14 protein-coding genes and 2 tRNA genes are annotated in these 19,195 nt (G+C 38.7%); 13 read left to right on the top strand and 3 right to left on the bottom strand.

What is annotated here, in order from left to right; all coding sequences use genetic code 11:
- Window positions 1-596 (bottom strand): FAD-dependent oxidoreductase (locus J582_RS21820; RefSeq protein WP_155766483.1); only part of this gene is annotated, 596 nt, incomplete at its 3' end.
- 196 nt (window positions 597-792) lie between these two features.
- Between J582_RS21820 and lipA the strand changes: the two genes are divergently transcribed.
- The 3 genes from lipA to J582_RS21805 all read left to right on the top strand — a co-directional run bounded on the left by lipA (window position 793) and on the right by J582_RS21805 (window position 5,040).
- Window positions 793-1,806, top strand: coding sequence for a lipoyl synthase (gene lipA / locus J582_RS21815; RefSeq protein ID WP_001289255.1), 1,014 nt, complete (start codon window positions 793-795; stop codon window positions 1,804-1,806).
- Between the two features lie 281 nt (window positions 1,807-2,087).
- Window positions 2,088-4,553: an acyl-CoA dehydrogenase gene (locus J582_RS21810; protein WP_031981835.1), complete on the top strand. Its 2,466-nt coding sequence runs from the start codon at window positions 2,088-2,090 to the stop codon at window positions 4,551-4,553.
- Window positions 4,554-4,656: 103 nt separating this feature from the next.
- Window positions 4,657-5,040 carry a carboxymuconolactone decarboxylase family protein gene (locus J582_RS21805; RefSeq protein WP_000043121.1) on the top strand — a complete coding sequence of 128 codons (384 nt, stop codon included), beginning with the start codon at window positions 4,657-4,659 and terminating at the stop codon, window positions 5,038-5,040.
- A gap of 39 nt (window positions 5,041-5,079) precedes the next feature.
- Here J582_RS21805 and J582_RS21800 read toward each other — a convergent pair whose 3' ends face one another.
- Window positions 5,080-5,616, bottom strand: coding sequence for a cysteine peptidase family C39 domain-containing protein (locus J582_RS21800; protein ID WP_031981833.1), 537 nt, complete (start codon window positions 5,614-5,616; stop codon window positions 5,080-5,082).
- 221 nt (window positions 5,617-5,837) lie between these two features.
- Here J582_RS21800 and ahcY point away from each other — a divergent pair, with 221 nt between their 5' ends.
- The 6 genes from ahcY to J582_RS21770 all read left to right on the top strand — a co-directional run bounded on the left by ahcY (window position 5,838) and on the right by J582_RS21770 (window position 15,693).
- Window positions 5,838-7,220 carry an adenosylhomocysteinase gene (ahcY, locus tag J582_RS21795; RefSeq protein WP_000994845.1) on the top strand — a complete coding sequence of 461 codons (1,383 nt, stop codon included), beginning with the start codon at window positions 5,838-5,840 and terminating at the stop codon, window positions 7,218-7,220.
- 70 nt (window positions 7,221-7,290) lie between these two features.
- On the top strand, window positions 7,291-8,127 hold the full coding sequence (metF, locus tag J582_RS21790; protein WP_004707740.1) for a methylenetetrahydrofolate reductase [NAD(P)H]: 837 nt from the start codon (window positions 7,291-7,293) through the stop codon (window positions 8,125-8,127).
- A gap of 18 nt (window positions 8,128-8,145) precedes the next feature.
- Window positions 8,146-8,868, top strand: coding sequence for a 16S rRNA (uracil(1498)-N(3))-methyltransferase (locus J582_RS21785; RefSeq protein WP_022575356.1), 723 nt, complete (start codon window positions 8,146-8,148; stop codon window positions 8,866-8,868).
- A 135-nt stretch (window positions 8,869-9,003) separates the two neighbouring features.
- On the top strand, window positions 9,004-11,856 hold the full coding sequence (locus J582_RS21780; protein WP_032048585.1) for a putative bifunctional diguanylate cyclase/phosphodiesterase: 2,853 nt from the start codon (window positions 9,004-9,006) through the stop codon (window positions 11,854-11,856).
- 236 nt (window positions 11,857-12,092) lie between these two features.
- A complete protein-coding gene (locus J582_RS21775) occupies window positions 12,093-14,363 on the top strand; it encodes an NADP-dependent malic enzyme (RefSeq protein ID WP_002052468.1) in 2,271 nt (756 codons plus the stop codon).
- Between the two features lie 91 nt (window positions 14,364-14,454).
- The gene (locus J582_RS21770; protein WP_031981829.1) at window positions 14,455-15,693 is read left to right on the top strand and encodes a multifunctional CCA addition/repair protein; all 1,239 of its coding nucleotides are present in this window, start codon (window positions 14,455-14,457) and stop codon (window positions 15,691-15,693) included.
- Between the two features lie 49 nt (window positions 15,694-15,742).
- Here J582_RS21770 and J582_RS21765 read toward each other — a convergent pair whose 3' ends face one another.
- Complete coding sequence (locus J582_RS21765) at window positions 15,743-16,918, bottom strand: S1C family serine protease (protein WP_002052780.1); 1,176 nt, start codon at window positions 16,916-16,918, stop codon at window positions 15,743-15,745.
- Window positions 16,919-17,111: 193 nt separating this feature from the next.
- On the opposite strand from J582_RS21765, the gene J582_RS21760 reads away from it, so the two are divergent.
- The 4 genes from J582_RS21760 (at window position 17,112) to J582_RS21745 (ending at window position 18,950) form a co-directional block, all read left to right on the top strand.
- Window positions 17,112-17,870, top strand: a complete 759-nt coding sequence (locus J582_RS21760; RefSeq protein ID WP_031981828.1) for a Nif3-like dinuclear metal center hexameric protein — start codon at window positions 17,112-17,114, stop codon at window positions 17,868-17,870.
- Window positions 17,871-18,017: 147 nt separating this feature from the next.
- Window positions 18,018-18,644 carry a superoxide dismutase gene (locus tag J582_RS21755; RefSeq protein ID WP_000208083.1) on the top strand — a complete coding sequence of 209 codons (627 nt, stop codon included), beginning with the start codon at window positions 18,018-18,020 and terminating at the stop codon, window positions 18,642-18,644.
- Window positions 18,645-18,790: 146 nt separating this feature from the next.
- Window positions 18,791-18,866, top strand: a tRNA-Asn gene (locus tag J582_RS21750).
- A gap of 8 nt (window positions 18,867-18,874) precedes the next feature.
- Window positions 18,875-18,950: transfer RNA gene (locus J582_RS21745), tRNA-Asn, on the top strand.
- Window positions 18,951-19,195: the final 245 nt, after the last annotated feature.

Here is a 19,195-nt window from a genome sequence, read left to right as displayed (position 1 = left end):
TATTCACAGCCAATAACGCCTGCACCGTAAATAATGATTTTTTGAATTGAATAATCAAGATCAAGAATTTTATCTGAATCAAATACGCGAGGATGGTCAAAGTCGAGACCTTGTGGATGATAAGGACGACTACCTGTCGCAATCACGATTTGCTTACAGATAATTGTTTCTTTAATACCTTCATGGCTAAAAACTAAAACTGTATTTTTATCTTGAATATATGCACGACCATGGAATACACCGATTTTGTTGCGATCATAAAAGCGTGTATGTGTATCAACTTGTTGTTGAATTACTTTGTGTGCATTACGCAAAACCTGCTTCATGGTGAACTGTTTCCATTCACCTACTTTTTGAAACATTGGATCACGTTGATAGCGGATAATACTAGATACTGTTTGACGCAATGCTTTACTTGGAATAGTCCCTACGTGAGCACAGTTACCACCAAGTTGATCACGCACATCTACAATTGCAACACGCTTACCCGCTTTTGCAAGCTTCATTGCCGCGCCTTCACCTGCAGGTCCAGAACCGAGAACTACCGTATCGTACTTAACGAAATTCCCACTAACGACCTCTTTTTTACGTGGCATTGAAAGCTCCTTCCTCTCTTGAATGACCATATTTTATAATAGATTATGACTAATATGCGGTGAATTTATGTATTTCTCAACCCTATATTTCTGAATAACCACATTTATTATATGAATAGTTATTTTCCGCTATTAACCAAAGAACTCCGCTATAATACAATGTCAATGTCTCTATAAACGAGTGGAAAAGTTAAATATGTCAGAACACCGTAAACCTGAACAGGGTGTAAAACTTCGTGGCGCTGAAAAAGTCGCAAGAATTCCTGTAAAAGTTGTACCTACGGTTGAAGTGCCGCGTAAACCTGACTGGATTCGTGTCAAGATGACGGCACCAGAAGAAGTTCAGCGTATTAAAACGACTTTACGTGCTCAAAAACTCCATACCGTTTGTGAAGAAGCAGCTTGTCCTAACTTACCAGAGTGTTTTGGTGGTGGTACAGCAACATTCATGATTATGGGCGATATTTGTACACGTCGTTGCCCGTTCTGTGATGTAGCACATGGTCGTCCAAATGCATTAGACCCTGATGAGCCTCGTCACATGGCAGAGACAATTGCCAATCTTAAGCTCAAATATGCAGTAATTACTTCGGTTGACCGTGATGACTTACTCGACGGCGGTGCACAACACTTTGTGGACTGTATTAAAGAAGCTCGTGCGCTTAGTCCAAATACATTACTCGAAATTTTAGTGCCAGACTTCCGTGGACGTATGGATATTGCTTTACGCATTATGACTGAATGTCCACCAGACGTATTTAACCACAACATTGAGACTGTACCTCGTCTGTATAAAGCCATGCGTCCAGGTTCAGATTACCAACATTCTTTAAACTTATTGAAAATGTTTAAAGAATACTGCCCTGACATTCCAACAAAATGTGGTTTGATGGTAGGTATTGGTGAAACTGAAGAAGAAGTGATTGCATTACTTGATGACTTACGTGCTCACGATGTCGACTATGTGACTATCGGTCAATATTTACAACCTTCTAAACAACACGCGCCAATTGACCGTTTTGTAACACCAGAAGAGTTTGAACGCTATGCAGAGCATGGCCGTAAACTTGGCTTTAGAAATATCTGGTCTGCACCAATGGTTCGTTCAAGTTATTTTGCTGACCGCCAATATCATGGCGAACCAGTACCAGAAGTTCGTCGTAAAGTAGATCCTGCTAAAAAAATCGCGGTTCAGGTCGTCGAAGCTTAATCTAGTAAATCTTTTAAAAAAGCCCTCTAATCTGAGGGCTTTTTATTTGTATAAGAAAATCAATAACATTTCTTGACAAATCGATAAAACAAGCCATTACACATTCATTTAAAAATATCTTATATCTAAAAGCACGATATATCCCTGCTCTAGCATATACATCAATTGCGACATAAAAAATTAAATTTAAACAGCATTAAAAAATTAGCTAGTTAAGCCTTAATCTCTCCTCGCTTTTTTTGTAACTTCCAACTTGAGGGCTTATCTAGCAAGGAGCAAGTATGATTTTCCTACTCTTTGTTTTAAGTATTGTCATTCAGCTCATTGCAATATGGGCAATTTTCTTTTTTAACCTAAACAGAGTCATTGGCAGTGTTCTTATGATTGCGGTCGCCATACTTACTGCATTCATTTTAACGCCATGGTCATTACTCTTAGGTATTCCTCTTATTGCGCTGAGCATTATCATTTTGTTTAAACCTTTACGGTTTAACTTAATTACTCAACCTGCATATAAAACTCTGGCAAATTCAATGCCGAGCATCAGCACAACCGAACAAGAAGCTTTAGAAGCAGGAACAAGCTGGTGGGAAAAAGAATTGTTTATGGGGGCTCCAGACTGGTCGCAATTTGAAAAATATCCCTATCCTACACTTTCACCAGAAGAACAAAGTTTTATCGATAATGAAGTTGAAGTGCTATGTAGTATGCTTGATGAATGGGAAATTCATCATCAATTAAAAGACCTTCCTCCTGAAGTTTGGCAATTCATTAAAGATAAAGGTTTCTTAGGCCTAATTATTCCAAAATCCTTTGGCGGTAAAGAATTTAGCTCATTTGCTCAAAGCCGTATTATGAGCAAAATTGCCTCACGTTCATTAACCGCAGCAGTGAGTTGTATGGTCCCTAACTCTTTAGGACCCGGCGAACTACTCATGCACTACGGTACTGATGCACAAAAGCAGCAATACTTACCAGGCCTTGCTAAAGGTGAAGAAATTCCATGCTTTGGTTTAACGAGTCCAGAAGCAGGTTCAGATGCAGGCGCAATTCCAGATTCGGGAGTGGTTTGCTACGGCGAATATGAAGGCGCTCAAGTTCTTGGTCTACGCATGAATTTCTCTAAACGCTGGATTACGCTTGCTCCAATTGCCACCGTAGTTGGCTTAGCATTTAAGCTTTATGACCCTGAAGGTCTACTCGGTGATAAAAATAAAACCGAATACGGTATTACCTGCGCACTCATTCCTGCAAGCCATGCAGGTGTGAAAATAGGTGCACGCCATTATCCCGGCTCTCCATTTATGAATGGAACAGTAGAAGGTGAAGATGTCTTCATTCCAATTGACTGGATTATTGGCGGACAAGAAAATGCTGGTAAAGGCTGGCGCATGCTGATGGAATGCTTAGGCGTCGGTCGTGGCATTTCCCTTCCAGCATTAGCCACAGCCGCAGGTGAAATGAGCTATTTAACTGTCGGTGCTTTTGCAAGAATTCGTCAACAGTTCAATATTTCTGTCGGCAAATTTGAAGGTGTACAAGAAGCAAGTAGTGAAATTGCCAGTGATGCCTATATGCTTGAAGCATTCCGTTATTTAGTGACATGTGGTTTAAATCAAGGTGGAACCCCTGCCGTGATGACTGCCATGGCAAAATACTATGCAACTGAAACCATGCGTAAAGTGGTTAATCACGGCATGGATATTGCTGGTGGACGTGGTATTCAGCTTGGGCCCCGCAACTTCCTTGCACTTACCTATCAAGCTATTCCTATTGCAATTACAGTCGAAGGTGCAAATATTTTAACCCGTTCACTCATGATTTTTGGTCAGGGTTCAATGCGCTGTCACCCTTATCTTTTTGAAGAACTACAATTGCTTCAGTCTGATGATAAAGCCAATGCAGTTCAAAAATTCGATGACCTGTTATTTAAACATTTAGCCTATACCTTTAACCGTGGTGCAAAATCATTTGCTTATGGTTGGACAGGTGGTTCAAGTGATGCACCTCAATCATCAGATCAGTTCACTGCGAGTTACTATAAAACGATTAACCGTTTTAGTGCCAACTTCGCACTTGTTTCTGATATGTCGCTTGGCTTACTTGCCGGAGATTTAAAACGTAAAGAAATGCTATCAGGACGTTTAGCCGATATACATGCGCATTTATTTATATCTACTGCAATTTTAAAATTTTATGAAGCTGGGCAAAAAACTGAAGCTGAACAACTGCATGCCAAACTAGCACTACAAAAAGCATTCTTGAATATTCAGGAAGCATTTTGGGGGTTATTTGATAACTTCCCAGCCAAGTTTCCAGCAGCACTTGTCAAATGGATATGTTTCCCGTTAGGCCGCGTGATTTCAAAACCTGACGATGAGTTAAAACAACAAGTAGCTGAACTTATGATGGAAGAACACCCTTTTAGAGAGCAACTTAAACACCATGTGTACTATTCAACTGAACCTAATGACGTGACTGGACGTCTGGAACATACATTCCAGATTTTAAGAACCATCGAGCCGCTTTGGGATAAGTTTAAGAAAGCTGAATCTAAAGGAAAATTTACAGGGCTTACTTTTGAAGAGAATATTGCGCAGGCTACAAAAGAAGGCTTTATTTCTGATAGCGAAGCTCAACAATTGTTGCAATACAACGCAATTCGATTTGACAGCATGCTTACCGATGTTTTTGATGAAAAACTCGACAAAGATCTGCCTTTATCAAACCCTCATCAAATAGTGTGACTGATGCCTCCACCAATTCACTATTGCAATCATTTTTGATTCGCATTAATTAATAAATAACCATAAAAGCGTCACTCGACGCTTTTATTTTTAGGAGAAATTAATGTCTAAGCAAGATTACGAAAATGGATTAAAAGTACGCACAGAAGTGATGGGAGAAGCTTTTGTAAAACGTGCACAAGAAAATACGGTACCCTTTACCCAGCCCTTACAAGACTGGATTAATGAACATGCTTGGGGTTCGACTTGGCAGCGTGAAGGTGTGCTACCACGTAAATATCGCTCATTAATCACTCTAGCAATGTTAACTGCGCTTAAATCTCCTACCGAGCTTAAAGGCCATGTCCGTGGTGCACTCAATAATGGTTGTACAGTGGAAGAAATTCAGGAAACTTTATTGCATAGTTTGCCATATTGCGGCGCTCCTGCTACTCAGGAAGCTTTTCGCGCTGCTTTAGAAGTCATTCAAGAATATCAACAACAATAATTTTAATCTGAGCCAGGAACTCTACTGGCTCACTTTGATCTAATTTAATGTAGTCGAATAAATATTTAAATTACGTTCACCAATTATAATAGCCTGACGGCAAATTCCTTCTACATTACGCTGGTTCTCAAAAACTGTTGCCGACATCGGCTCAAAACTATCAAAAAAGCAAATTTCATTTTGATCTATAGAATAAACCAGTGACTGATTACCTACGCCATCTAAAGTGTCGTAGTACACAATCATCATTTTTCCATTATGAATAGCAGCTTGAATATCTTGATAGCTCAAAGCAGATCCTATTGGAATTTTTAGTACCTTTGCTTCTTTATAGCTCATGCGTTCGCTCGGGCTAATATTGGGATCATGATCTGAGTGAAAGGACACATCAAAACCAAACTTTTTTAAAGCAACAGCTAAAGCAATGGTATAGGTACCATCTTGCTCATATCGGCAAACTTTAATCAACTCAGCGACATCAATTTCTATCCCATAATGCTTTAGTACCATCCAAACTGCGAAAACTCCACTGTTCGCTTCGAGATTTGCCAAAGATTCGGGAATATTTAAGGCCATAATTTAAACCTAAAGTCGTAATTAAGCAGATAATAAACAAAACTGGATTGGCACTAAAAGCTTTTCCAAGTACAATGTTTCGCTAGTCGAGGGATGCTGCGACAAATGATCGGCACTAAAGATCATTTTGCCAGGCTCGACGATCGGTTAAACACTCGTTTTAACCAACAACGGCATCCGCGAACAGAATGATCAATACTATTTTTTCCTAGGAGATCCTGATGAACGCGGTTAATGCTTCATTTACAGATTACAAAGTTGCTGACATCTCACTTGCTGACTACGGTCGTAAAGAAATCAAACTTGCCGAAGCAGAAATGCCAGCTTTGATCGGCTTACGTAAACGCTATGCAGCTTCTAAACCACTTGCTGGCGCAAAAATTCTTGGCTGTATCCACATGACCATTCAAACAGCGGTTCTTATTGAAACGCTTGTTGAATTAGGTGCTGAAGTTCGCTGGACATCTTGCAACATTTTCTCTACTCAAGACCATGCTGCTGCTGCAATTGCTGCTCGCGGTATTCCAGTTTTTGCTTGGAAAGGTGAAACTGAAGAAGAATATGTATGGTGCCTTGAACAACAGATCAATGTAAATGGTCAACCTTGGGATGCCAACATGATTTTGGACGATGGCGGTGACTTAACTGCTCTTGTTCATGAAAAATACCCTGCCCTTTTAGAACGTATTCACGGTATTACCGAAGAAACAACTACAGGTGTTCAACGTCTTATCGAAATGTGGAAAGACGGCACTTTAAAAGTACCTGCAATTAACGTAAATGACTCTGTTACTAAGTCTAAAAACGACAACAAATATGGTTGCCGTCACTCATTAAATGACGCGATCAAACGTGCAACAGATATGCTTTTATCTGGCCGCCGTGCGCTTGTGATCGGTTACGGTGACGTAGGTAAAGGTTCTGCACAATCTTTACGTCAAGAAGGCATGATCGTTCGTGTCACAGAAGTTGACCCAATTTGTGCAATGCAAGCATGTATGGACGGCTATGAAGTTGTATCTCCATATAAAAACGGCGTACAAACAGGTAAAAAAGAAGATATTAACCACGATCTTCTTGGCAACACTGACCTTGTTGTAACAACAACTGGTAACTACCACGTGTGTGATGCCGCAATGCTAGACAGCTTAAAAGCTGGTGCAGTTGTATGTAACATCGGCCACTTCGATACAGAAATCGACACAGCTTATTTACGTGGTTACAAGTGGGTTGAAGTTAAGCCACAAGTTCACCAAGTTTATCGTTCAGAAGACGAAAACAACTACCTTATCCTTCTTTCTGAAGGCCGCCTTGTGAACTTAGGTAATGCAACTGGTCACCCATCACGCGTGATGGACGGTTCTTTTGCTAACCAAGTTTTAGGTCAAATTCACTTATTCCAAGAGAAATTTGCTGACCTTCCTGCAAGCGAAAAAGCTGCAAAAATTCGCGTAGAAGTTCTTCCTAAGAAACTTGACGAAGAAGTTGCTGCGGCAATGGTTGCAGGATTCGGTGGTGTACTTACTCAGTTAACTCAAGAGCAAGCCGATTATTTAGGTGTTGCTGTTGAGGGACCATTCAAATCTGACGCTTACAAATACTAAGAACTTAAGGGCAGACGGTGAACCGACTGCCCTTTTTTCTAAAATGTTTCGCTGTTTACAAGGATTTGACATGACTAAACGTACACCTATTTCTTTTGAGTTTTTCCCGCCAAAAACTGATGCCGGTGCTGAAAAACTTCGTATTGTTCACCAAGAATTACAGCTATTAAATCCAGAGTTTTTCTCGATTACTTATGGCGCTGGTGGTTCTACTCGCGAACGTACACTTGCCGCTATTGAAGATTTCAACGGTAAAGGCACTCCTGTTGCCCCTCACCTTTCTTGTATTGGTGATGATAAGACGCGTATTGCTGAACTACTCGATTTATATAAAGCTCAAGGCATTGACCGTATTGTCGCTTTACGTGGCGACTTACCATCTGGACAGGTTGGTCTTGGCGAGCTTCCTTATGCTCAAGACTTAGTACGTTTTATTCGTGAGCACTCAGGTGATCATTTTCATATTGAAGTTGCAGCTTACCCAGAAATGCATCCTCAAGCTGAAAGTCTTGATTCAGACATCCAACGTTTTATTGAAAAAGTACAAGCTGGTGCCAATGCTGGAATTACCCAATTCTTCTTTAATCCAGATTCATACTTTTATTTTATGGAGCGTTTGGAAAAAGCTGGAATTAACATTCCGGTAGCTCCTGGTATCATGCCGATTACCAATGCAAGCAACTTAATTCGCTTTGCAGATGGTACTGGTGCTGAAATTCCTCGCTGGATCCGTAAGCAGTTACAAGCCTATGGCGATGACAGTGAAAGTATTAAAGCTTTTGGTCATGAAGTTGTTGTTAAGCTATGCGAACGCCTGATTGCAGGTGGTGCACCAAGCTTGCACTTCTACTCAATGAACCAAGTCGAACCAACTCGTCAACTTGTTGTTGATCTTGGTTTAAATTAATTTTGTAAGGCGTACCCAATGAATCGTTTTTTTATCGAAACTGAACTTACAGTTGGCTCAACAATTCAGCTGACTGAATCGGTATTCCATCATTGGGTACGTGTTTTACGTGCACAACTACAAGAACAAGCGACTCTATTTAATGGACAAGGCGGAGAATATCTCGCAACATTGACCGAAATTAATAAAAAAAATGCATTTGTCACAATTGAGAGTTTTAATCCTGCAAACCGTAACGCTCCTTTTAAAGCTATTCTTGGTCAGGTCATGAGTAAAGGTGACCGAATGGATTATGCTATTCAGAAAGCCACTGAACTTGGTGTTAGCAAAATTCAGCTTTTAACCAGTGACCGTTGTGAAATGCGTTTGAAATATGACCGAGACCAAAAAAAATTAGACCATTGGCAAGCTGTTGCGATTGCAGCATGTGAGCAATGTGGACTTAACTTAGTCCCAGAAGTTTTAGCTCCTATTTCGCTTAATGAATGGCTAAGCTCTTCTGAACTTCCTGTATCTAAATTTGTTTTAGCTCCTGAAAAAGAACAAAAAGATGTATTGTCAGGGATTCAGCCTGAACTTGCCCTATTAATTGGACCAGAGGGTGGTTTAAGCGAAAATGAAATTACGCAAGCGAATCAAGCTGGTTTTATGAACTGGTGTATTGGAGATCGTGTATTACGCACTGAAACTGCACCTGTTGTAGCATTATCTATTTTAAATTATCGGTTTTTATCCATATAAACTAATTGAACATTGATTAAATCAACAATTAAAGTTAACTTACTTTTACTGTATGAATATTAATTTAAATTTTTTTCCACTGATAAATCAGATTCTTTCTGTATAAATGTAAAAAAAATAGGATAGAAAAATCTTATGTCTGGCCTTCAGGAAGAATATTTACAGCATCAAACAAAAATTGAACAGCTCCGGCTCTCAATTCAATATATTCGCTGGTATCTGATTAGCCTAATATTACTTTGCCTAATTTCAGCCCTTATTTTCTCTTGTTACTTTACTTCTTACATTACAAAGTTTATTTGGTCAATTGGCTTTACCGTTTTAATTTTTACCTGTCTATTATTTATTCCAAAACTTTTAACACAATATCGCGATATTAATTTTATTAAAAAAACTGATTTGACCCTGCAAGCTATTTGTTTGCTCTCTGGAATTTTAATGGGAATAAATATAATTGTTCTTCATTTTTCACTTCCAGCTAGCTTAATCTCCGTATCCGATGTTCATATCCTAATCGCCCTATTTATTACTTCAGCACATATTATTGGTCTTACTTTTTTAACTCAGCAGCCCCGATATTTTTATTTACTCTTTATTCCAAGTACAGTTCCACTCCTTATTAGTCAATTTACCCATTCTCAAGTCACCCAACTTCCTTTTTACTTTGCTTATAACTTAGCCTTTGTAGCAACTTTGCTTTGTGCGTATGCAACTCAACGTAACTATCAAAAAATTTCTCAACTATTATTTAAAAATAAGCAACTTGTACAAGTCGCGGAACAGCATACTCAATGGGCTGAAGAGTTATGTGTACAGCTCCAACAAGAAGTAAATAAATCCAAAGATATTGAAGCACAGCTTCAATTTAATAATCATTTACTCGAACAAAAAGTACGTGAAAGAACATACGACTTAACCAAAATGAATGAAAGGCTTGAAAGTCATCGTCATAATTTAGCATTTGCCCATGAAACTGCAGGTATTCGACCGTGGGACTGGGATATTGAAAAACAAAAACTAGAAATCACTTTTTTTGATCAACAAAAACAAACGCAAAATACGTCTTTACATCTCAAAACCATATTAGAGCGTATTCATCCGAATGACCGAAAATTATTTGATGAACGTTTAAAAGAACATTTGGAAGGAAAATCTGATCATTTCAATATTACTTTTCGTATTTTACGTCGTAATGGCTCTTGGCGCTGGATTCATGATGTAGGGCGTGTCATTAGCCGTGATCCTAAAACCAATAAAGCTTTACGCATGGTTGGAATGACCAGAGATATTCATCAGGAAAAAAAAGATCAAGAGCATTTAAGACTCTGCGCTATTGTGCTTGAACAAGCTGCTGAAGGAATTTTCATTCTAGATGAAAAACTTAATTATATTGATGTTAATCCTTATTATGAAAAATTAACTGGTTTTTCGAAATCTGAGTTATTAAACCAGCAGTTATTTAACATCGCAATAAATCAGAAATTGCAGCAACAACAGTTTCATGACTCGATTACCCAACAACTTCTTAAAACTGGTGAATATATGGGCCAGTTTGATGAAAAATTTGCTTCGGGTAAGAGTGTTTATTTATGGCTTCATATTAATGCGGTTAAAGATGAACACAATCAAGTCATTAATTATATTGGTTTTGCACGTGATTTAACTGAGCAAAAACGCCAAGAGCAACATTTATCTTATTTAAAAAATTATGATAGTTTAACTCACCTTCCTAACCGTTTTTATTATTACAATCAATTACATCAATATTTAGTCAATCCCTCTTATAGTTTTAAAAATCTGGCATTAATTCGAATTAATATTGATAGATTTAGAGCATTTAATGAGTTCTTAAATAATGATAGTGGTGACGAACTACTGAAACAATTTGCACAGCGTCTACGTCTCACCAATATTAATGCTATTTTAGTCGCTTATTTAAATGGGGATGATTTTGCGATTATTTATGAAATATCACCTATTCACCCAAATATTGAGCAATATTGCCAAAATATATTACAAGCTTTGAATGCACCTTTTTATATTGATCAGCAGGAATATTTTATTACAGCATCTATTGGAGTCGCCTGTTTCCCAGAACATGGCAGACAAGTTGACCATCTTAACAACCACGCTGAACAAGCATTGTCAGAAGCAAAACGTCTGGGCGGCAATACTATTAGCTATTATTGTAATAAAACAACAAATCCATATAAGACAGCCGATTTAGAACAAGAGCTCCGTAAAGCCATTCAAAATGATGAGTTCGTTGTTTATTACCAACCGAAAATTAATTTAAATGACAAATCAGTTAAGGGTTTTGAAGCTTTAATTCGCTGGCAACATCCTGAAAAAGGACTAGTTATGCCGAATATGTTTATTCCTTTTGCTGAACGTAGTAGCCTTATTTCTGATATCGGTAAAGTCGTTTTAGATAAAGTCGGCAAACAATTACAAGAATGGAAAAAATCTGGCTATACAGATATCCAAGTCTCGGTAAATATTGTTGCCCAACAAATTCATCGAGGTCTCTTACTCAATGACTTGGATGAGTTTTTAGAACACTATCAGTTAGATGGTTCAAATTTAGAGCTAGAAATTACCGAATCGGCTTTATTAGACAATACTGATAATGTGAAAAAATTATTGCATTCAATTAAAGAACGCAATATTTCAATTGCACTCGATGATTTTGGTACAGGTTATTCATCTTTAGCTTATCTAACAGAGTACCCAATCGATATTTTGAAAATAGATCGAGCCTTTATTTCTAAAATTGGTGATCAAAAACAAGAAGCGATTGTCAATGCCATGATTGCGATGGGCAAAAGTATGGGATTAAAACTGGTTGCTGAAGGTGTTGAAACTGAGGAACAAGTCATTTATCTACAAAAACAACAATGTGATTTTTTACAAGGCTATTTCTTTAGTCGCCCACTCCATCCAAATCAGATTATTCAATATCTACAATCAAATACGTATATTTCATAATTGTTTTAACAGTCTATTTTACATGCGCTGGTTTTTCCAAAAATGAGCGTTTTTGACTGTGAGAAATAAAGAAGTAGTGTTATATTCTTTAGCATTTAGCTCACTACGGGGCTATTGGCAATTCGTCTACTATTCTCTTAATTGGTAAAAATTAAAGCAAAGTAAACGAAATGAGTTGCCTCCCCCTAAATGAGTGATTTGACTAGTTTGCTTTTTTGTATCAAATAGAGACTCAGATGGACGATCAATCTTTAAAACAGGCCGCTTTAAATTACCACGAATATCCAAATCCAGGGAAAATCAGCGTCACGCCTAGTAAGCAACTCGTCAACCAACGAGATTTGGCTCTAGCTTATTCACCAGGGGTTGCTGCTCCATGTTTAGAGATTGAACGTGATCCTTCAGCTGCTGCAAAATACACAGCGCGTGGTAACTTAGTTGCTGTTGTCAGTAACGGTACTGCGGTTCTTGGTTTAGGTAACATCGGTCCATTAGCTTCTAAACCGGTAATGGAAGGTAAAGGCGTTCTGTTTAAAAAGTTCGCTGGTGTTGATGTATTTGATATTGAAATTGCTGAAAACGATCCAGATAAAATCGTTGATATTGTTGCTTCATTAGAACCAACTTTTGGCGGCATTAACCTTGAAGATATCAAAGCACCAGAATGTTTCTATATTGAGAAGAAACTTCGTGAACGCATGAAAATTCCTGTGTTCCATGATGACCAACACGGTACAAGTATTATTGTAGGTTCAGCATTATTAAATGCTCTACAAATCGTTAACAAGAAAATTGAAGAAATCAAAATCGTTGCTTCAGGTGCAGGTGCTGCTGCCCTTTCTTGTTTAGATTTACTTTGCGCGTTAGGCGTAAATAAAGAAAATATCATTGTTGCCGATTCTCGTGGTCTACTTACGACTTCACGTGAAGGCTTAGATGAATCTAAAAAGCGTTATGTACAAGACATTAAAGCGACTCAATTACATGAAGTAATGGCTGGCGCAGATATGTTCTTAGGTCTTTCAGCTGCAGGTATTCTCACCAAAGACATGGTGAAACAAATGGCTGAAAATCCAATTATTTTTGCATTAGCAAACCCAGATCCAGAAATTCTGCCTGAACATGCACATGAAGTACGTCCTGATGTCATTATGGCAACTGGTCGTTCGGACTACCCGAACCAAGTAAACAATGCGTTATGTTTCCCTTATATCTTCCGCGGTGCACTTGACGTAGGTGCTACAACAATTAACGAAGATATGAAAATTGCATGTGTACACGCAATTGCACGTATGGCTCACGTAGAAGCTGACGCAGCTACTTATGGTGAAAAATCTGCTTCATTTGGTCGTGACTACTTAATTCCACGCCCACTTGATCAACGCTTAATTTTAGAAATCGCACCTGCTGTTGCTAAAGCAGCAATGGATTCAGGTGTTGCAACTCGTCCTATCGAAGATTTCTCTGCATATCGTCAAAAACTTTCTGAGTTTGTTTATAACTCAGCATTCTTAATGAAACCAATCTTTGCTCAAGCAAAAACAGATCCTAAACGTATTGCATATGCTGAAGGCGAAGATGAGCGCGTATTACGTGCAGTTCAAATTGCAGTTGATGAAGATTTAGCTAAACCAATTTTAGTTGGTCGTACTGCAGTCATTGAAGCAAACATCAAAAAATTAGGTCTACGTTTACAACACGGTGTAAATATTGAGATTGTAGATCAAGAACAAAACCCGATGTATGAAGAGTTTTGGAAAGACTACTACCAAACAATGCAACGTAAAGGCATTACTGTTGAATATGCTCAACGTGAAGCTCGCCGTCGCTCAACTTTAATTGCATCTCTTCTGGTTAAATTCGGCAAAGCAGACGGTATGTTATGTGGTACTTACAGTAGCTATAACATTCACCTTGACTTCGTACGTAATGTCATTGGTCTTAAAGAAGGTATGAATAACTTCTTCACGCTCAATGCATTAATGCTTGAAGATCGTAATTTGTTTATTGCTGATACGTATGTAAATACTAACCCGACTGCTGAACAACTTGCTGAAATGACAATTTTAGCAGCTGAAGAAGTACGTCGCTTTGGTATTACACCACGTGTAGCTTTACTTTCTCACTCAAGTTTCGGTAGCGACCAGACTGATTCAAGCGCTCAAAAAATGCGTGAAGTTTATCGTATTTTATCTGAGCAAGCTCCAGAGCTTGAAGTTGAAGGTGAAATGCATGGTGATGCAGCATTAGATGAAAGCATTCGTCAATATGCTTTCCCAGGTTCACGTTTCAAAGGCTCAGCAAACTTGCTGATTATGCCGAACCTAGACGCAGCAAACATTTCATTTAACTTGTTAAAAGCAACATCTGGTAACAACGTTACAATTGGTCCAATTTTGCTAGGTGCTGCTAAACCAGTTCATATTTTGACACCTACAGCGACGACTCGCCGCCTTATCAATATGACTGCTTTAACTGTTGCTGAAATTCAACAACAAGAAAAGTAATTTAGAAACTGCTTTTTACGAAAAGCATCTCTAATCACTTGAGAAAACCTCTATTCTGTAGCATGATTGCTTGGAGAATAGAGGTTTTTTCATGCAAGTGTATTTAGTAGGCGGTGCCGTCCGAGATTTTTTACTTGGGCATCCCTATCAAGAAAAAGACTATGTTGTTGTCGGTGCAACGCCGGAACACATGCTCGCCCAAGGTTTCCAGCCTGTAGGCAAAGATTTCCCTGTGTTTCTTCATCCCGAAACCAAAGAAGAATACGCACTTGCACGAACCGAACGAAAGTCTGGTCAGGGATATCATGGGTTTCAATTCTTTACTGATACAACCGTAAGTTTAGAAGACGACTTAATTCGCCGTGACTTAACAATTAATGCAATTGCCATGGATCAAGATGGCAAAATATATGATCCATATGGTGGTCAAAGCGACTTAGAAAATAAAATTCTACGTCATGTTTCAGAAGCATTTGCTGAGGATCCCCTACGGGTTTTGCGCGTCGCTCGTTTTGCTGCACGATATTTTCCATATGGTTTTCAAATTGCGCCAGAGACTTTGCAACTTATGCAAACCATGGCAGAGTCAGGTGAACTGGATGCATTAACACCAGAGCGTGTTTGGAAAGAGACCTCTCGCGCTTTAATGGAAACTCATGCAGATATTTATTTTCAAACTTTGCGTGATTGTGGCGCATTAAAACATCTTTTCCCTGAAATTGATGCTTTATTTGGTGTGCCTCAACGTCCTGAATATCATCCTGAAGTAGATTGTGGCGTTCATACCCTTATGTCATTACAACAAGCTTGTAAATCGAATTACTCACTCGATGTACGTTTTGCTGTTTTAGTGCATGATTTAGGTAAGGCTCTTACTCCAGCCGATGAGCTTCCTCGTCATATCATGCATGAAGAACGTGGAATTAAACCAGTTACTCAATTATGTGAACGTTTAAGAGTCCCAACGCAAACCAAGCAGTTGGCATTATCAGTGTGTAAAGAGCATTTAAAATGCCACCAGATTATGTCATTAAAGCCAGGTACTTTATGGCGTCTATTACAACGCTTAGATGTTTTACGTCGTCCAGAAAGAGTAGAAGCTTTTGTCCAAGCCTGTGAATGTGATGCAAAAGGCAGATTAGGGCTAGAAGATCGTCCGTATCCTCAAGCTCAATATATGCGTGAAGCGATGCAGATTGTTCGCTCTATTAAAGTTCAGGATTTACCAGAGAACATTAAGGGTGCAGAAATTGGTGAAATGCTCATTCAATATCGAATTGAGGCTTTAGCTGAGTTTAAAAATCAACATCAAAGCCTTAGCCACTCTTAATCAGTAGTCATAAAAAAAGCCTCACGATGAGGCTTTTTTTATTGAGGTTTTAACGTTTAGGAAGCGGGATATACTGAGATTGAGTATTTTGCGCTTTTCGCTCGCCCACAGTCACAACAAAGTTTTGTTGTTTACCATCTCGTTCAACCAATACATTAATTTCACTATTTGGCGCCTGTAAAGCCACGTAGTTAATCAAATGAGAAGCCGAAGTAATCGGTTCATTATTCACCTGAACAATTTTATCGCCCACTTTAATACCAGCAGAAGCCGCTGGACCATTTTTTAATACATCAGCAACGATTACACCAACTGGTGGTTTTGGTGCCAATACATCGTCTTGTGTAGGTGGTAGTAAACTAATACCTAACCAACCACGAACCACACGGCCATCTTTTAAAATTGAGTTAAGTACTTGTTGACAAACCTTCGCAGGAATAGCGAAACCAATACCTAAAGAACCACCTGATTGTGAAAAAATAGCAGTATTGACGCCAATCAAGTTACCAGCAACATCAATTAAGGCTCCCCCTGAATTTCCAGGGTTAATTGCTGCATCAGTTTGAATAAAGTCTTCATAGGTATTAATACCTAAATCTGATCGACCTGTCGCTGAAACAATACCTTGAGTTACCGTTTGTCCTACACCAAACGGGTTACCAATTGCTAAAACAACGTCACCCACTTCATTACCACTCAATTTAAATGGCAATACTGGCAGTTTATCTAAATCGATTTTAATAACTGCCAAATCTGTATCTGGGTCAGTCCCCACAATTGTAGCTTCTGCACGACGTCCGTCATGTAAAGCAACTACGATCTGGTCAGCTTGAGCAATCACATGGTTGTTGGTAAGAATATAACCATCAGCACGAACAATAACCCCTGAACCTAAGCTATTTTCATTTTGCTGTTGTTGTTCGGGAACCTGATTTCCAAAAAATTCACGGAAAACCGGATCACTTAATAAAGGATGATTTTGTTTAACTTTCTGGGTCGTAAAAATATTAACAACTGCCGGCGCTGCAACTTTTACCGCAGCACTATAAGATACCACCCCACCCGTTCGAGAAGTATTCACCAGAGGCTCAACTTTCTCAGCAGGCATTTGCACCCCATCAACTGCAACAGTTGGTTTCGGCTGATGGTATTTTTGCCATGCAATAAAACTGGCAATTACAATAATAAGTAACACCCAAGGTAACCATGTAAAGGTGCGGCGCACGTTCATATCCTCTACGCAAAGAAGTTTTTAATTAAATTAATATATTGAACAAAAAGAGTTTTCAGTTAAGCATTTTAAATTAAATATGTCGATATACATAAAAAAGTCAAAAAAGATTTGTCTACCTTTAGTTACACAACAAAATATGTTTCTATAGCTTTAGCAACTTTTACTACTCAATTCAGGAAATATCATGGCAAATTTGCATGAAATTATTCAGTGGTGCGACCAAACCTTAAAAGCAGCAGAGTTTAAAGATTACGCACCAAATGGCCTGCAAATTGAAGGTTCAACTGAAGTAAAACGTATTCTTTGTGCAGTGACTGCTTCTGAAGATGCAATTGATGCAGCTATTGCTCAAAATGCCAATCTGTTACTTGTACACCACGGTTATTTTTGGAAAGGCGAACCGTATCCTATTACTGGTATGCGAGGCAACCGCATTAAAAAACTCATTCAAAATAATATTTCATTAGTCACTTATCATCTACCTTTAGATGCACACCCATCTTTAGGCAATAATATTGCCATTGCCGAAAAGCTAAACTTGCAAAGCTTAGAACCACTCGATTTAACCGAGAAACACCCAATTGGTAATATTGGTTATTTAGAACAAGCACTTCCTGTAGATGACTTTAAAGCAAAACTGCAAAACAGCTTTGATTTTAAAGTGATTCACTTACCAGCCGAGAAGAAAACGATTCAAAAAGTAGGTTTCTGTACAGGCGGCGCTCAAGATTTTATTGCTAAAGCTGCTTTGCAAAACTGTGATGCTTATATTTCAGGGGAAGTCAGTGAACGAACTTTTTATGAAGCAAAAGAATTAGGTGTTCATTATTTTGCCTGCGGTCACCATGCAACCGAACGTTATGGTGTTCAACGTTTGGCACAAGCCATTTCAAAACAGTTCTCAGTTGAATCTGAATATTTTGAATTGAATAATCCGATTTAATTAAGTCTTTTTTTCAATCTGTGTTATGCGTATTAATTAGATCTTTATTGTGTATAGTTCTTTAAAACGATGCCCTATTGTGAACAGAATCATTTACAATAGAGCCACTTAATATTGTATAACCCAGCAAATGCAAGGAATAGGAACATGACAACCATTACTTTACCTGCACTTCCATATGGCTATGATGATTTAGCGCCACATATCAGTAAAGAAACTTTAGAATACCATCACGACAAACACCATAACACCTATGTTGTTAACTTAAACAACTTAATCAAAGGCACTGACCTTGAAGGTAAAACTTTAGAAGAAATCATCAAAGCAACTGCTGGTGACGCATCTAAAGCTGGTATTTTCAACAATGCTGCTCAAGTTTGGAACCACACTTTCTACTGGAACAGCATGAAGCCAAATGGTGGTGGTAAGCCTACTGGCGCAATCGCTGCTAAAATCGACGAAGCTTTTGGTAGCTACGAAAAATTTGCAGAAGAATTTACTGCTGCTGCAACAACTCAATTCGGTTCAGGTTGGGCTTGGTTAGTTGCTGATGAAGTAAACGGTAAACTTTCTATTACTAAAACTTCAAATGCAGACACTCCACTTGCACATGGTCAAATTGCTGTATTAACAATTGACGTATGGGAACATGCTTACTACATCGATTTCCGTAACTTACGTCCTAAATACATCGCAACTTTCTTAGAAAGCCTTGTGAACTGGGACTATGCAAATGCAAAACTTGCAGGTCAGCCAGCTGGTGTAGAGAAATAATTTTATTTCTTTATAAAAAACCACCCTCTTTAGGGTGGTTTTTTTATTTTTAAGGCAACAAAAGCATATTAATCAAGCAAACGATTCATTTTCTTTAATATTCTTATTGACGCTTTTAGATTTCATCCATAAAATGCGCATCAGATTCTCCAATAGCTCAGTCGGTAGAGCGACGGACTGTTAATCCGCAGGTCCCTGGTTCGAGCCCAGGTTGGAGAGCCATCTACTAATCTCCCATAGCTCAGTCGGTAGAGCGACGGACTGTTAATCCGCAGGTCCCTGGTTCGAGCCCAGGTGGGAGAGCCAAGATTCTAAAAGCCCGCATTTATTGCGGGTTTTTTCTTTTCTAATCATCTAATAACTTTCTATTATTTTGAATAAAATCAATGTTTCGTGTATTTTTAAGCCAAACGATTAGATATTCTCACTAATTCTGCTATTAAGGCTTGACCCAGCCCCCTTTCCTGCCTAAAATCCTTTTCCAGATTCTCCCATAGCTCAGTCGGTAGAGCGACGGACTGTTAATCCGCAGGTCCCTGGTTCGAGCCCAG

This window comes from Acinetobacter sp. 1566109 (assembly GCF_000582255.1).
Taxonomy (GTDB): Bacteria; Pseudomonadota; Gammaproteobacteria; order Pseudomonadales; family Moraxellaceae; genus Acinetobacter; species Acinetobacter nosocomialis.
The sequence above is the reverse complement of the archived record's forward strand: the minus strand, read 5'-3'. Positions and strand labels throughout refer to the sequence as shown.